Consider the following 13,432-nt stretch of genomic DNA (forward strand, 5'->3'; position numbering starts at 1 on the left):
AAATTTAACACCTTCCTTGAAGAGGTTTGTTCCATGCCGCTCGCCACCTTGATTCATCGCGCCAGTTTGCCCAGCCCGCAGGTTTCTGCGGAGCAAGCACTTGAGCTGTTGCAGGAGCATTACGGGCTGAGCGGCAGGTTGCAGGCGCTGGGCAGCCAACAGGACTTGAACTACCGCGTCGACAGCGATCAAGGCCGTTTTGTCCTGAAAATCTGCCGGGGCGATTATTCGGCGCTGGAGTTGCAGGCCCAACACGCCGGGCTCAAGCATTTGGCGCAGCACCCCGATGTACATGTGCCGCGAGTGATCCCAGCAAAAAACGGTGCGGACCTGCTGTCCCTGGACGTCGGTGGCCAAGCAGTGCATGTGCGGCTGTTGGATTACATCGAGGGCCAGTCCCTGACCCACCTCGATCATTTCAATCGCACGGTCGTGGCCGGTTTCGGCCGGTTGTGTGGCGAAATGGACCTGGCGCTGGCGGATTTCGATCATCCGGGGCTGGAGCGTACATTGCAGTGGGACGCGCGCCACGCTCAGGCACTGATCGGACATTTGTTGCCGGTCATCCAGGATGACATCCAGCGCAAGCTGATTGCCGACGCGGCGGAACGCGCCGAGCGTCACTTGCAGCCGTTGGTGGACAAGTTGCCGGTCCAGGCCATCCACATGGACATCACGGACGATAACGTGGTCTGGCAGCGTGACGTCGAGCGGCAATGGCAGTTGCAGGGCGTGATCGATTTCGGCGACTTGATCCGCACCTGGCGCATCACCGATTTGTCGGTGACCTGCGCGGCATTACTGCACCATGCCGACGGCGATCCATTCTGCATTTTGCCGGCGGTGCAGGCGTATCACGCGGTCAATCCGCTGACCCATGAAGAGCTGCTGGCGCTGTGGCCGTTGATCGTCGCTCGTGCGGCGGTGCTGGTGCTCAGCGGTGAGCAGCAGGTCAGCATCGATCCGGGCAACCAGTACAGTCGCGACAACCTGACCCACGAGTGGGAAATTTTCCGTGTGGCGACCTCGGTGCCGTTGGCGCTGATGGAGGCCGCGATTCTTAGCGCTGTTGGTCAGTCTTTGCCGGGCATCGTCAGCGAAGGATTTGCGCCGCTGCTACCAAGTCTGGTGGGGCGTGAATTTGCCCTGATCGATCTGGGCGTGCTTAGCCCGCACTTCGAGGCCGGTAACTGGGAACAGCAAGGCATCGATCAACGTCTGTTGGACGAAGCTGCCGTAGCTCACGGTCTGGCGGCCAGCCGCTATGGACAATACCGCCTGTCTCGCACCCGGCCGGACAGCGCCATCGAACCGGACACCTGCCCGTTGCACGTCGAGTTGCGCGTGCCTGATGGCACGACGGTCGAGGCACCGTTTGCCGGCGTTCTGCATCAGCCGTTGCCGGGAGTGCTGCAACTCGATGGCCCACAACTGAGCGTACGCCTGTCGGGTGTGACCCCATCGCTGCAGGCAGGCGCCGCACTGGTCAAGGGACAGGTGCTGGGCACCGTCAGCGGACCATTGCTGGTGCAACTGAGTCGGGACGCATCGTTCAATGCACCGCTGTTCTGCACACCGACCCGCGCAGCGGCCTGGCAAGCGCTGTGCCCCTCGCCGGCGGCATTGCTGGGGTTGGCCTGTGATGCTGAACAGGAGCTCGACGCGAGCACCTTGCTGGCCCGTCGCGACGCCAGTTTCGCCCGCACGCAAAAACACTATTACGTCGACCCGCCGCGCATTGAGCGGGGCTGGCGCAATCACCTGATTGACATGCAGGGCCGCTCCTACCTCGACATGCTCAACAACGTCGCGGTGCTCGGTCACGGCCATCCGCGCATGGCTGCGGTCGCCAGCCGACAGTGGTCGCTGCTCAACACCAACTCGCGGTTCAACTACGCCGCCGTCGCGGAGTTCTCCGAGCGTCTGCTGAAGCTGGCACCGGATTCCATGGACCGCGTGTTCCTGGTCAACAGCGGCAGCGAGGCCAACGACCTGGCGATCCGCCTGGCGTGGGCCTACAGCGGCGGGCGTGACATTGTCAGCGTACTGGAGGCGTATCACGGTTGGACCGTGGGTGCGGATGCAGTGTCGACCTCCATCGCCGACAACCCCAAGGCGCTGGAAAGCCGCCCGGACTGGGTGCATCCAGTGACGGCGCCAAACACCTATCGCGGCGAATTCCGCGGCCCGGACAGCGCGCCGGATTATGTGCGCAGCGTCGACCACCACCTGGCGAAAATTGCCGAACAGAAACGCCAGCTGGCGGGTTTCATCTGCGAACCGGTGTACGGCAATGCCGGCGGTATCTCGCTGCCAGCGGGGTACCTGAAAGAGGTCTATGCCAAGGTGCGCGCCCAGGGTGGCGTGTGCATCGCCGACGAGGTGCAGGTGGGCTACGGGCGCATGGGCCATTTCTTCTGGGGCTTCGAAGAGCAAGGCGTGGTACCGGACATCATCACCATGGCCAAGGGCATGGGTAATGGCCAGCCGCTGGGTGCGGTGATCACCCGCCGGGAAATCGCCGAAGCGCTGGAGGCCGAGGGTTACTTCTTCTCCTCGGCTGGCGGCAGTCCGGTCAGTTGCCAGATCGGCATGGCGGTGCTGGATGTGATGGAGGAAGAAAAGCTCTGGGAAAACGCTCAGGTCGTTGGCGGGTATTTCAAAGAGCGTCTTGAAGCGTTGATCGATATTCATCCGTTGGTAGGCGCGGTGCATGGTTCCGGCTTCTATCTGGGCGTGGAGCTGATCCGCAACCGTGAAACCTTGGAACCGGCGACCGAGGAAACCACGGCGCTGTGCAATCGCTTGCGCGACCTGGGCATTTTCATGCAGCCGACCGGTGATTACCTGAACGTGCTCAAGATCAAGCCGCCAATGGTGACGTCGCGCCAGAGCGTGGACTTCTTTGTCGATATGCTTTCGAAGGTGTTGGCCGAAGATTTGTAAGTCTTGATATCGCTTTCGCGGGCAAGTCGGGTCGCCGCATCGCTCGCTCCTACGGATCTATGTCGTTCGCGAAGATGACGCTGATCCCGTAGGAGCGAGGCTTGCCCGCGAAGGTGTCATCAAGAAAACGGTTAAAATCGATTCTTATCGGGTTTAAGTGCGCAAATATAGACGAAAGGCAATTTAGTCACTTCAAATGCCGATATTTATCGGATATAAAGTCGTCAACGCCAGGGCGCGGATAAGCCATGCCCAACCGTCACGCACTTGCCCGGAGATGATCAATGAGCCGTATCGTTACCGTTGCCGCCACCCAGATGGCCTGTTCCTGGGACCTTGAAGGCAACATCGAGGTCGCTGAAAGACTGGTCCGTGAAGCCGCCGCCAAAGGCGCGCAGATCATCCTGATCCAGGAGCTGTTCGAGGCGCCGTACTTCTGCCAGAAGCCGAATCCGGACTACCTGCAACTGGCCACGAGCGTAGAAAACAACGTGGCGATCAAGCACTTCCAGAAAGTCGCAAAGGAGCTGCAAGTCGTCTTGCCGATCAGCTTCTACGAACTGGCGGGCCGTGCGCGTTTCAACAGCATCGCAATCATCGACGCCGACGGCAGCAATCTCGGGATTTATCGGAAAAGCCACATCCCGGACGGTCCTGGCTACCACGAGAAGTACTACTTCAACCCGGGCGATACCGGCTTCAAGGTATGGAACACCCGTTACGCAAAAATCGGCGTGGGCATCTGCTGGGATCAGTGGTTCCCTGAGGCCGCGCGCAGCATGGCGCTGCAAGGCGCGGAAATCCTGTTTTACCCGACCGCTATCGGCAGCGAACCTCACGACAAGACCATTTCGTCCCGCGATCACTGGCAACGCGTGCAACAAGGCCATGCGGGCGCTAACCTGATGCCGCTGATCGCCAGTAACCGCATCGGCAATGAAGAACAAGACGGCTACGACATTACTTTTTATGGTTCGTCGTTCATCGCCAACCAGTTCGGCGAGAAGGTGCAGGAACTCAATGAAACCGAAGAGGGCATTCTGGTTCACACCTTCGACCTCGACCAACTCGAACACATCCGCAGCGCGTGGGGCTCGTTCCGTGACCGTCGTCCGAACCTGTACGGCGCGCTGAAAACCCTCGACGGCACCCTGGAGTCCTGATCGACATGACCACTTTGAAAAGCACCCCTCGCGCAGATGGCTTCTACATGCCGGCCGAGTGGGCACCCCAGACCCAGACCTGGATGATCTGGCCTGAACGTCCAGACAACTGGCGCCTGGGCGGCAAACCAGCGCAAGCCGCCCACGTGGCGGTGGCCAAGGCCATTGCCCGTTTCGAACCGGTCACCGTGGCGGTGTCCGCCGGCCAGTACGAAAATGCCCGTGCCCGCCTGGATGTGCCGAACATCCGCGTGGTGGAAATGTCCAGCGATGACGCCTGGGTTCGCGACACCGGTCCGACGTTCGTCATCAATAACAGCGGCGAAGTCCGTGGCGTGAACTGGGACTTCAATTCCTGGGGCGGTTTCGACGGTGGGTTGTACTCGCCGTGGAACCGTGACTCTCAGGTGGGCGGCAAGATTCTCGAAATTGAACGTAGCTCGCGCTACCGCACCGAGGGCTTCGTGCTCGAAGGCGGTTCGATCCACGTCGACGGTGAAGGCACGCTGATCACCACCGAAGAATGCCTGCTCAACCGCAATCGAAATCCGCACCTGAATCGCGCGGAAATCGAAGCGGTGCTCAAAGACAATCTGGCTGTGGATAAGATCATCTGGCTGCCGGACGGTCTGTTCAACGATGAAACCGACGGCCATGTGGATAACTTCTGCTGCTACGTGCGTCCGGGCGAAGTGCTGCTGGCGTGGACCGACGACCCGCAGGACCCGAACTACCCGCGCTGCCAGGCAGCGATGAAAGTGCTGCAAGGCAGCACTGATGCCAAGGGACGCCCGTTTACGGTGCACAAAATGCCGATTCCGGGGCCGCTGTACGCGACCGAGGAAGAATGTGCCGGTGTCGATCCGGTGGATGGCACGCAAGAGCGTAACCCATCGGTGCGTCTGGCCGGTTCCTACGTGAACTTCCTGATCGTTAACGGCGGGATTATTGCGCCAAGCTTCGACGATCCGTTGGATGGTCCGGCCAAAGAGATCCTGCAGTCACTGTTCCCGCAACACGAAGTGGTTATGGTTCCCGGCCGCGAACTGTTACTGGGTGGCGGTAACATTCACTGTCTTACTCAACAGCAGCCTGCGCCGCACAAGCAATGAGTGAGCCCGTAACAGCTTGAGTTGATTGCGAAAAAAATCAGGCAAACGTTTTCGCTCATCACCTTGCATACAGCCCGCATTCCGTAAGGATTGCGGGCTTTTTTGTATCGTTTTCCCAACAACTCAGACACGTTGGCATAGCTCTTGTATTGCATCGGGCGCAATACAGGGAGGGGGAGAACTTAGTTGTTCTGTCATAAACCTTGGATAAGTTAGGCCGCTCACAAACCAGGAGAGAGCGCTGAAATGAACGCCGAAGTGAATGTGGTGAGCGAGCGGGCGTTGCATCCCCTGGCAGTCAATGGTGAATCGCTCCAGATCTTGGCGCACTGGTTCAAGTCCAATGGAACGCGTCAGATCAGCGAGACTGATCCGCGCCGGACGATGATCGAGCGCTACCCCGCTGGTTTATTCAGCGAAGCGGAACTGGAAGCGTTGTGGGATGTGATGGAAGGATAAAAGAAGAAAAACAATGGACTGATCAAACGAAAGCGCTGCCGGGATGGCGGCGCTTTTTTTTGCAGATCAAAAGATCGCAGCCTGCGGCAGCTCCTACATCCCCCCTGTAGGAGCTGCCGCAGGCTGCGATCTTTTGCTTTTAGAGTGGGCCGAATCCGTCATCCCCGATGACAGATTTTGATCTATTGGACTTCTGTCCCGATGCCTGAAAAGTTGAATATTTCTGCCACGGAAAAGTTTTTCTTAGATGTTTTTTGCCTGATTACAGACGATTCATGAAATTGACACATCGTTCAGGGCGCGGCTACGATTCGGCCAACGCCTGTGGCAGACCGCCACGACCCCAAAATAATAAAAAGGCCCGCCGCGATAATTCGTGGGCGGGCCTTTTTGTTTGCGGAATGAAAAAAGAGCGCGATAGCGCCGTTTCAGTCGTGCGACACAGCGCGTTTCAACCCGTAATAAGGAAAACAAAATGTTGAACACGCGAATCAGCCTGATCGCTCTGGGGATTTTGAGCGCTTCACAGGCCATGGCTAACGACCAGGCCGAATCCAAGGGTTTTGTCGAAGACAGCAGCCTCAAGGTGCTGCTGCGCAATGCCTACATGAACCGTGATTACAAGAACGGTAAAGACGATAAATCCGAGTGGGGCCAAGCCGCCATCGGTACGTTCTCATCTGGTTTCACCCAAGGCACCATCGGTGTGGGCGTGGATGCTTTCGGTTTGTACGCACTCAATCTGGAGCGCAACGAAGGCCGCAGCGGCGCACAAGGTATCGACTTCTTCAAACAAGGCGATAGCGGCGAGCCGGCTGACGACCTCGCCAAGGCTGGCGCCGCCGTCAAATTCCGTCTCTCCAGCACCACGCTGACCTACGGCGACCAGATGCCAGCCCTGCCGGTGCTGAGCTACGACAACGGGCGCCTGCTGCCGGAAAGCTTTACCGGTACGTTGGTCACCTCCAAGGAAATCAGGGGCCTGGAGCTGAATGCCGGACGCTTCACCGCCGAATCGCGCAAAAGCGCCGAAGGCCATGACAGCGGTGGCCTGAAGTCGATCAACGTGTTGGGCGGCAGTTACCAGTTCACCGAACAGTTCAAGGCTGCGCTTTACGCATCCGACGTTGAAGATGTGCTGAAGAAGCAATACGTCAATGCCAACTACATATTCCCAATGGACAAGGATCAGTCCCTGACCCTGGACTTCAACGGCTACCGCACCAAGCTGGACGATGCTTACGAGCAAGAAGTTGGCGCCACCGGCGACGACAACAAGATCTGGAGCCTGGCTGCCACCTTCGTCACCGGCCCGCACTCGTTCACCCTCGCGCACCAGCGCAGCACCGGCGACAGCAACTTGGGCTACCCGTACGGCGGTTACCAGAAAGACCAGAACCGCGTCGGCGACGGTGGCAACACCATCTACCTGGCCAACTCCTACTGGTCCGACTTCAACGCTGAAGACGAACGCAGCTGGCAACTGGGCTACGGCCTGGATTTCAGCACCTTCGGTGTACCGGGTCTGAGCTACAACTTCGCCTACGTGCGCGGTGACAACATCACCACCTCCACCAGCGAAGGCGGTACCGAGCGCGAAATCTTCAACCAGTTCAAATACGTCGTGCAAAGCGGCCCGGCCAAAGACCTCAGCGTGAAACTGCGCAGTTCGATCCTGCGTGTGTCGCAGAAGTCGAGCGAGTACAACGTCAGTGGTAACGAAGTGCGTGTGTTTGTGGATTACCCGATCAATGTTTTTTGATGATGGGATGTGGTGTTGAGGCCTGATTCAAGGTTGAGCACATAGAGAAAGCCCCGACTGGTTCGGGGCTTTTTTTCGCGTGCTGAATGGGTCGTGTCGTCAAAAGTCGATTTCGGGAACATGTTCTGAAACGTGTCGTCCGTGGCGACATTTTCCGGATACGTGTCGCAAAAAGTGGAAAATGGCGACACGTTAAGCCTGCGATGGGTACGCGGACGGACAAACGTGCATTGCTCGGCTATACGGCAAGGCCGTATAGTCGGGCCTATGTTCACAATCATCGAAACCGAAATTTTCAAGCGCTATGCTGAGTCCATCTGGGAAGATGGCGAACGTCATGAATTCATAACCTGGTTGGCGGCCAATCCGTTGGCTGGTGATGTGGTTCCTGGCAGCGGCGGCCTGCGCAAGGTTCGTTGGTCCCGGAGCGGGATGGGCAAACGAGGTGGTACACGTGTCATTTACTACAACACGCTTTCAGAAGGCTCTATTTGGTTGCTGATCGCCTACGTCAAGGCGAAATTCGACAATTTACCCGCAGCCTTCCTCAAGCAACTGAAGGAGGAAATCAGCAATGGTCAATGAACTGGAGCAATTCCAGCAGGACTTGCTGGAGTCTGTGCGGCAAATGAAAGCCGGTAAAGCTGTTCGTGTGACAGAGGTACCGCTGTCCGCGGCGGCAGAAGCACGGGCCAAAGTGGGTGTTTCTCAAAGTGCGTTCGCCAAACTGATTGGAGTCAGTTTGCGGACATTGCAAGATTGGGAGCAAGGGCGGAGGCAGCCGACGGGAGCGGCGCAAACATTGTTGCGTGTGGCGAGTCAGCATCCTGAGGCGTTGCGTGATTTGCAGGCAGTTTAGGATGTAAAGAAAGATTCATGGCGACCTGCTCACTGAATTCAGTGTGCATGTCGCCCGTTTCGTCTCGAAACCATGAAGCAATTAGCAATCCGCATGTATAGGGATGCGTAGTCAGCAAATCCAAAGTGCGCTCGAATAAATTACACCACGTAACTAATGATGTTCCCGCCTCCACCTTTATCCCCTCCAGCGAACTCCCTACATTGAGCTCCAACGCCTCTCCCCTCATCCCGACGGGAAGGTCACTGGAGATTTTTCAATGCCATTCGTAAGCGTCCGCATCACTCGCGACGGCGTGACCTCTGAGCAGAAAGCCCAGGTGATCGCCGAAATCACTGAAACACTGGAGCGCGTCCTCAACAAACGCCCAGACCTGACCCACATCGTGATCGAGGAAGTCGACACCGATAACTGGGGTTACGCCGGAATCACCACCACCCAGTACCGCAAGCAGCTGGCGGAGGAGGGGCAGTCATGACGAGGTCGGTGACCATCGATTTCGTCTCCGATGTGGTGTGCCCTTGGTGCGCCCTGGGCGCGACCGCGCTGGAGCAGGCGATAGAGAACGTGGCGGGTGAGGTGTCTGTCGAGCTGACTTACAAGCCGTTTGAACTGAACCCGAGCATGCCGCCCGAGGGCGAGAAAGCCGTCGAGCACTTGATGCGCAAGTACGGACGCACCGCCGAAGACGTCGCCGCCGGCAAGAAGATGCAAATCGAACGCGGTGCAGCCATCGGTTTCAAGTTCGACCTGGAGAAGCGCACTCACTTCTACAACACCTTCGACGCTCACCGGTTGTTGCTGTGGGCGCTGGAAGAGGGGCGTCAGGTGGCGCTGAAGAAGATCCTGCTGCGCGCTTACTTCAGCGAAGGCCAGAACCCCAGTGACTTGCAGACGCTGGTGCGATTGGCAGGAGAGGCCGGACTGGATGAGGCCCGCGCACGGGAGGTGTTGGTGTCTGGAGCTTTTGCCGAGGAAGTGCGCGAGCTTGAGGCGTTCTACCAGCAGCGCGGCATCAATTCAGTTCCTGCTCTGGTGTTGAACGGCCGTCACTTGGTGTCCGGTTCGCAATCGGTCGAGTACTACGAACAAATGTTGAGACAAATGGCGACGACCGCCGCCGAAGCCTGATTCACCGAATTTCAAATCCTATTATTTGTTAGAGGTAAGCATCATGAGCCATTCGAAAAAAGTCATCGTCATCACTGGCGCATCTCAAGGTCTCGGCGACGGCATGGTCAAGGCCTTCCGTGAGCTTGGTTACCAGATCGTCGCCACTTCGCGCTCGATCAAGCCGTCCACGGATCCGGACATCCTCACCGTGGCCGGCGACATCGGCGAGCCTGCGACCGCACAACGCGTGATTCGTGAAGCCATCGCACGGTTCGGTCGTATCGACACCCTGGTCAACAACGCCGGAATCTTTATCGCCAAACCGTTCACCCAATACACCGTCGAAGACTACGCCAATGTGTTGTCGGTGAACCTCAATGGCTTCTTCTACATCACGCAACTGGCCATCGCTGAGATGGAAAAAAACGGCAGCGGCCACGTCGTCAATATCACCACCAGTCTGGTCGATCACGCCATCGACGGGGTGCCATCGGTGTTGGCTTCGCTGACTAAAGGTGGCCTGAATGCGGCGACTCGCTCCCTGGCCATCGAATACGCCAAACGCGGCATTCGGGTGAACGCCGTGTCGCCAGGCATCATCAAAACCCCGATGCACGGCGAAGAAGCCCACGCCGCGCTGGGCGCACTGCACCCGGTTGGACACATGGGCGAGATCGATGACATCGCCAATGCTGTGGTGTACCTGGACGGTGCCAAGTTCGTCACCGGTGAAATCCTGCATGTCGATGGTGGCCAGAGCGCGGGTCACTAAGGCCCGACGTCCTCAGTGGCAGAAACAACAAAGCCCTCGTACTGTTACGAGGGCTTTGTTTTAGGGCCGTGAAGAACATCATTTTCGGAAGCGTCTGACATACGCAGCAGTGAGTTCATGGCGATCATTGATCTTTGCGTGGCAGGGGCCGCGCGAAGGTCACTGAAGGATTTCGAGTGGAGTATTCGAAGCTGAATCGCAATCAGGCTCACGAAAGTTTGAGTCCCCGTCTGCCAAATATGGACCGTCATTGATGGGGCTCACGGCGAATAAAGTTACTTTCGAAGTTGATCGCGTTTTCTGCATTTCATTGAGTGAGCGTGAGGACAGGCGGGTACTGTTTCAGCAGGCAGTCGTTACCCAGATTACCAATCCGATTGAGTTCTTCATCGCAGAGCGCTGCAGCGATCCAGTCCGGGGTTGTTATGAGTCGCATCAGGCGCTCGCCAACATCGCGCTGGCTGAAAACTGGCAGCGGATTCTGATCTTCGAAGACGATGCCAAACCCTACAAGCTTTGCGCCCTGCAAGTGCGATGGGTGAATCGATTTGTCCGGGGGCAAAAATTTCAATCGCTGCATCTCGGATACAGCATGGGCCGTACGTGGCTGACATGGTTTCCATTCATTGCTCGAGGTGAGGTTGTGGCACTCCATGCTTACATCATTTCTCGTGAAGGTTGTCAGGTCCTGGCCGCAACGCCTTATTCCGGTACACCGGTCGATGTCGTTTTCAAACAGCAGATCAAGCAACACTGCGTGTTCCCCATGCTCTTCCGTCAGCACGGAGCCGCCGTTGCAGGCAGCAATATCCTGAAGGTTGCCATCAATGAGGATGATTGGTGGGAGCGCAACTGGAAGAAGCACCAGCGATCGTTGCTCAAGAACATCTGGCGGACGGTACTGCGGCTTAGGTTTTGAGATTCAACCGCAGCCCTATGCGGTTTTTTTGTGTTCAGGGTTAGCGTTGTTCAGAGGTGAACGGCGCTCTGCATCGGGTGAACCGCCATGTCGATGCAGCAGTGATTCCAGCATGAACTCAGGGGAGTACTTATACACTTCGGTCTGAGTCACAGGCTCGACCTCCAGTGACAAAAACTCTTTTATTGCCTCGACATCCCAGCTTGGCTGATCATCAAGAATGTAGATGTTCTTAGCGTTGTATAGATTTGACTCGGTAATTGCCCGATTATTTGTAATTAGTTTTTTTCCAAAGTAGGCCGCTTCTAATGTGCGCAACGTTAATCCTGTCTGCCCAAGTTGATTTATTTCAATAAGGATTTTCGCGCTTAGACTGGCTGCTATTGAATCTCGATAGTCCACCCGTTCGGTGATGTGATATTTGTTTCTTTTCGGCTGGCCCTCATCGACCAGTATACGGAAATCCAGCTCACAACCGCATTGGGCCAGCACGTCTGCAAGTTGCAGCAAAATCTCGCCACGCCCCTTCTCTCGCCCGATGAACAGAGCATTAGGCCGCGTCGAGTTTGCAACGGCAGCGGCAGTCGAGGCACGGGTGTAACCCATCGGGAAAAACTGGCTTAAATACGTCATCCCCAATTCATCGCACTGATTCTGGTCGAAGCTATAAATAGCATGGAAAAGACTTGCCCATTTTTTTAGAAAGTCAGAAGTGACCAGGTCTCTCACCAGTAATATTCTTTGGCCCGGAAATGAATCAATGATTGCTGGGTTTAGTTTGCGATGAATCTGGCCTTCATTACATATCAATAGATCTTTGGGCTGGAATTTAAAGCTCCGGCCGTAAACTTTACCCAAGAGGGTTGCAGCCGAATTCCCAGCCAGCTTGGATGCGATTCGATTTAAACGATTTAACTTTTTGGGTTCTGGAAGGTGAACTACGTCAAATTTCTCTGCCAAGTCGGCAATGAAAAGTTTTTCGTATTGGGCTGTCCAGCCAAGAAAGTAGATTGTCATACAGCTCATCCGAGTCGGAAATTCACAGAGTCAGGGCTATAAGAATCGACCTGAAGCGGTTTGATCGGGATAGGCATTCAAATCATATCCCTGACGGCGGCCGACAATTTAGCGCATTGAGGAGGCCGGCTGAACAGAAAACTGACGCGGTGAAATAAAGCGACTCAAAAAACACTTATCACTCGCTGACGGGGTTGGTGTCCTTTTTTATGCAAATCTGGATGTAGAGAAACGAACCTGCAGCCCAGGCGGGGCGTGGGGCTCTGCAGGTGATCTGCGATTTCATAGAGTGCAAAATTTTGAAAGGAAAAGCAGCGCGGTTGCATAGACGCGCAGGGTGCGGTCACAGAAGGGGAGCGCTGGAGAGCCAGGTTTCATTGGGCGAAAAACTGGAAAGTCGGGTTGTGCCGATCTCGGATAGCCTGGCCAGTGTGCTCAAGGGTGAGCTGCCAGCCGGGCAATTGACTCACGTTTTTCGGCAAACCTTCGCCAGTCATTACATGATGAATGGCGGGGACATCCTGACCTTTCGATAGTCTTGGAGCGCTCGTCCCTGGCGATGACGATGCGTTATGCCCATTTCAGTTCGGGGCACTTGGCTGAAGTGGTTCACCTCAACCCATTGTCGTCTTTGCCTGGGTAACAGCTAAAAGGAATAGTGGTATGGCTAGCGCGATCCACATTTCCGGCGAGGAAGCCCAAGAGCTGTTCAAAGCGATTCTGGATTGGGGGGTGGGCACTTTGTGGATGTTTTTCACTTTTTGAAGTGAGGAGTTTCCGTTGGCCACAAACGACAAAGCCCCGCATTGCGGGGCTTTGAATGTGGTGCCGGCACCAGGAATCGAACCCGGGACCTACTGATTACAAGTCAGTTGCTCTACCATCTGAGCTATACCGGCGTGTCAGGGCGACGATTATAGCGATTGGACAGGTTCTGTAAACCCCTGAATTCTGACTATTTTTATGCAGCTTGCTGTCGAGGAATTCTGGCGCTCTTTGAGCGTCATCAAACGTTGAAAAACCTGGTACCGAAAGCGATGTCTATATTAACGAACGTCATGGCACCGATCGTGATGTTGTCCCCGAACTTCGGTGTGTCCGCGATGATGCAACCGTTGACGTCCGCGCTGAAATTATCGCCAATAACCAGGTCGTAGCTGACCAGCTCGAGGGTTTGATGCCGATTGTGGTGTTTTGGCGGATGAAAAAATCACGACCGATTTTGACTTCTCCAGGGATCACTTCGCCAGGCAAGTGGGCGAAGCCCAGTTCCAGCAGTTATGCCCTTTTGTGCAAATGCTTATGCACAA

Annotated in this window: 12 protein-coding genes, 1 tRNA gene and 1 pseudogene; 12 read left to right on the plus strand and 2 right to left on the minus strand. The window is 56.3% G+C overall.

Annotation, left to right across the window (positions count from 1 at the left end):
* Nucleotides 1–33 precede the first annotated feature (33 nt).
* The 11 genes from ABTV22_RS01185 to ABTV22_RS01235 all read left to right on the plus strand — a co-directional run bounded on the left by ABTV22_RS01185 (nucleotide 34) and on the right by ABTV22_RS01235 (nucleotide 11,105).
* The gene (locus ABTV22_RS01185; RefSeq protein ID WP_433738177.1) at nucleotides 34–2,946 is read left to right on the plus strand and encodes an aminotransferase; all 2,913 of its coding nucleotides are present in this window, start codon (nucleotides 34–36) and stop codon (nucleotides 2,944–2,946) included.
* A 284-nt stretch (nucleotides 2,947–3,230) separates the two neighbouring features.
* Nucleotides 3,231–4,109 carry an N-carbamoylputrescine amidase gene (gene aguB, locus ABTV22_RS01190; RefSeq protein WP_433738178.1) on the plus strand — a complete coding sequence of 293 codons (879 nt, stop codon included), beginning with the start codon at nucleotides 3,231–3,233 and terminating at the stop codon, nucleotides 4,107–4,109.
* Between the two features lie 5 nt (nucleotides 4,110–4,114).
* Nucleotides 4,115–5,221: an agmatine deiminase gene (gene aguA, locus ABTV22_RS01195; protein WP_433738180.1), complete on the plus strand. Its 1,107-nt coding sequence runs from the start codon at nucleotides 4,115–4,117 to the stop codon at nucleotides 5,219–5,221.
* 246 nt (nucleotides 5,222–5,467) lie between these two features.
* A complete protein-coding gene (locus ABTV22_RS01200) occupies nucleotides 5,468–5,680 on the plus strand; it encodes a hypothetical protein (protein ID WP_433738181.1) in 213 nt (70 codons plus the stop codon).
* Nucleotides 5,681–6,155: 475 nt separating this feature from the next.
* On the plus strand, nucleotides 6,156–7,442 hold the full coding sequence (locus ABTV22_RS01205) for an OprD family porin (RefSeq protein WP_433738182.1): 1,287 nt from the start codon (nucleotides 6,156–6,158) through the stop codon (nucleotides 7,440–7,442).
* A 267-nt stretch (nucleotides 7,443–7,709) separates the two neighbouring features.
* Nucleotides 7,710–8,027, plus strand: coding sequence for a transcriptional regulator (locus tag ABTV22_RS01210; RefSeq protein WP_433738183.1), 318 nt, complete (start codon nucleotides 7,710–7,712; stop codon nucleotides 8,025–8,027).
* Nucleotides 8,017–8,301: a helix-turn-helix domain-containing protein gene (locus ABTV22_RS01215; protein WP_433738184.1), complete on the plus strand. Its 285-nt coding sequence runs from the start codon at nucleotides 8,017–8,019 to the stop codon at nucleotides 8,299–8,301. Before ABTV22_RS01210 ends, ABTV22_RS01215 begins: the two co-directional genes overlap by 11 nt.
* A gap of 259 nt (nucleotides 8,302–8,560) precedes the next feature.
* Nucleotides 8,561–8,779: a tautomerase family protein gene (locus ABTV22_RS01220; protein ID WP_433738185.1), complete on the plus strand. Its 219-nt coding sequence runs from the start codon at nucleotides 8,561–8,563 to the stop codon at nucleotides 8,777–8,779.
* Nucleotides 8,776–9,432, plus strand: coding sequence for a DsbA family oxidoreductase (locus ABTV22_RS01225; RefSeq protein ID WP_433738186.1), 657 nt, complete (start codon nucleotides 8,776–8,778; stop codon nucleotides 9,430–9,432). Before ABTV22_RS01220 ends, ABTV22_RS01225 begins: the two co-directional genes overlap by 4 nt.
* A gap of 43 nt (nucleotides 9,433–9,475) precedes the next feature.
* The gene (locus tag ABTV22_RS01230) at nucleotides 9,476–10,186 is read left to right on the plus strand and encodes an SDR family NAD(P)-dependent oxidoreductase (protein WP_433738187.1); all 711 of its coding nucleotides are present in this window, start codon (nucleotides 9,476–9,478) and stop codon (nucleotides 10,184–10,186) included.
* Nucleotides 10,187–10,439: 253 nt separating this feature from the next.
* Nucleotides 10,440–11,105 carry a hypothetical protein gene (locus ABTV22_RS01235; protein ID WP_433738188.1) on the plus strand — a complete coding sequence of 222 codons (666 nt, stop codon included), beginning with the start codon at nucleotides 10,440–10,442 and terminating at the stop codon, nucleotides 11,103–11,105.
* A 15-nt stretch (nucleotides 11,106–11,120) separates the two neighbouring features.
* Here the strand turns inward: ABTV22_RS01235 and ABTV22_RS01240 are convergent, their stop codons facing one another.
* Entirely contained in the window at nucleotides 11,121–12,122 is a 1,002-nt protein-coding gene (locus ABTV22_RS01240) for a hypothetical protein (RefSeq protein ID WP_433738189.1), read from the minus strand.
* Nucleotides 12,123–12,565: 443 nt separating this feature from the next.
* Between ABTV22_RS01240 and ABTV22_RS01245 the strand changes: the two are divergent.
* A pseudogene (locus ABTV22_RS01245) lies at nucleotides 12,566–12,765 on the plus strand (phage integrase); the annotation flags it as partial.
* A 180-nt stretch (nucleotides 12,766–12,945) separates the two neighbouring features.
* On the opposite strand, the gene ABTV22_RS01250 reads toward ABTV22_RS01245, so the two are convergent.
* A tRNA-Thr gene (locus tag ABTV22_RS01250) sits at nucleotides 12,946–13,021 on the minus strand.
* Nucleotides 13,022–13,432: the final 411 nt, after the last annotated feature.

The organism is Pseudomonas putida (assembly GCF_050990305.1).
Classification (GTDB): Bacteria; Pseudomonadota; Gammaproteobacteria; order Pseudomonadales; family Pseudomonadaceae; genus Aquipseudomonas; species Aquipseudomonas putida_AH.